At 63.0% G+C, this 1,463-nt stretch carries 1 protein-coding gene; it reads left to right on the forward strand.

The annotated features are described in order from the left end of the window. Positions 1-122: 122 nt before the first annotated feature. Positions 123-1,445, forward strand: coding sequence for an IS4 family transposase (locus DN412_RS42805; RefSeq protein ID WP_115216988.1), 1,323 nt, complete (start codon positions 123-125; stop codon positions 1,443-1,445). The last annotated feature ends 18 nt before the right edge of the window (positions 1,446-1,463 follow it).

Consider the following 1,463-nt stretch of genomic DNA (forward strand, 5'->3'; position numbering starts at 1 on the left):
CACCCCTTTCAAGGTGATGAAGAATAGGGCAAGCTCCGTGTCCTCGAACCGAAGACGGAGTCAGTGGCGTGGTACTGGACGCAGTGGTGGAACGCTTTATCGAACACAGCCCGATCAGCGTGATGGCGCGCCTGGGGTTGCAACGCGCCCTCGATCCGGCCTGGATCGATGAGTTGTTCGAGCAGGAGCGAGAAGCGCAGTACACGCGGGAGCTACTCTTTTCGACGACAGTGGAAATCATGTCGCTGGTGGCCGTGGGCCTGCGTCCCTCGGTGCATGCGGCAGCCAAGGCCAGTCCGGCGCTGCCGGTTTCCATCACCGCGCTGTACGACAAGATCAGCCGGACCGAACCGGGACTGGTTCGTGCCCTGGTACAAGGCAGCGCGCGGCGGCTGGGGCCGGTCGTGCAACCGATGTTGCGCAAGCAGCCACCCTCGGTGGACGGCTATCGCCTGCGCATCGTGGATGGGAGCCATTTGCCGGCGAGCGAAAAGCGCCTGAAACCATTGCGTGGGTTTCGGGGCGCGGCCTTGCCCGGGCAGTCATTGGTGGTTTATGACCCGGATACGGCGATGATCGTCGATCTGGTGCCCTGTGAGGATGCGCATGCCCAGGAGCGGGCCATCATGGAAACCCTGCTCGAATCGGCCGAGCCTGGCGAGTTGTGGATCGCCGATCGCAATTTCAGCACCCGGGCGATTCTTACCGGCTGGCAGCGCCGCGGTAGCGCCTTCCTCGTGCGGGAGCACGGCCGCAATCCCAACCCCAGCGAGTTGGAGCCGGCACGCGAAATGGGCCGGGTCGAGACCGGTCTCGTGTACGAACAGGCCGTCAGCATCCTGGATGAATCGAACACGCCGCTGCCGCTGCGGCGCATTGAGTTGCGTCTGGATCGTGCCACCGAGGACGGTGACACCGTCATCCGCCTGCTGACGAATGTTCCGGCCGCCCACCTGACGGCCGAGGCTGTCGCCCAGCTATACCGGAAGCGCTGGAGCATTGAGAATCTGTTTCAGCGGCTCGAATCGGTGCTCAACAGCGAGATTCGTTCGTTGAGTCAGCCGCGCGCGGCGCTGCTGGCCTTCGGCGTGGCCGCGCTCGCGTATAACGTGCTGAGCGTGATTGCGACTGCCGTGAGAATCCGGCATGAACTGGATACCGGCGACATCGAGCTCTCACCGTATTACCTCGCCAGCGAAATTCGGGCAACGTATGCCGGCATGATGATCGCGGTACCGCCCGAGATATGGGAAGGCTATGACCCTCTCACCCCAGCCCAACTCAGCCGCGAGTTGCTCAAGATCGCGACGCACGTTGATCCCCGCGCGATGCGCAAACATGCTCGGGGACCGAAGGCGCCCAAGAAGAAGGGCTATGTTGCCGGATGCGTGGCACGACGGCATGTATCTACCGCCCGTGTCATCAAGGCTGGACGTGTCGTTTGATCACCTTGAAAGGGGTGG

Origin of the sequence: Cupriavidus lacunae (assembly GCF_003353055.1) — a bacterium.
In the GTDB taxonomy this organism is placed as follows: domain Bacteria; phylum Pseudomonadota; class Gammaproteobacteria; order Burkholderiales; family Burkholderiaceae; genus Cupriavidus; species Cupriavidus lacunae.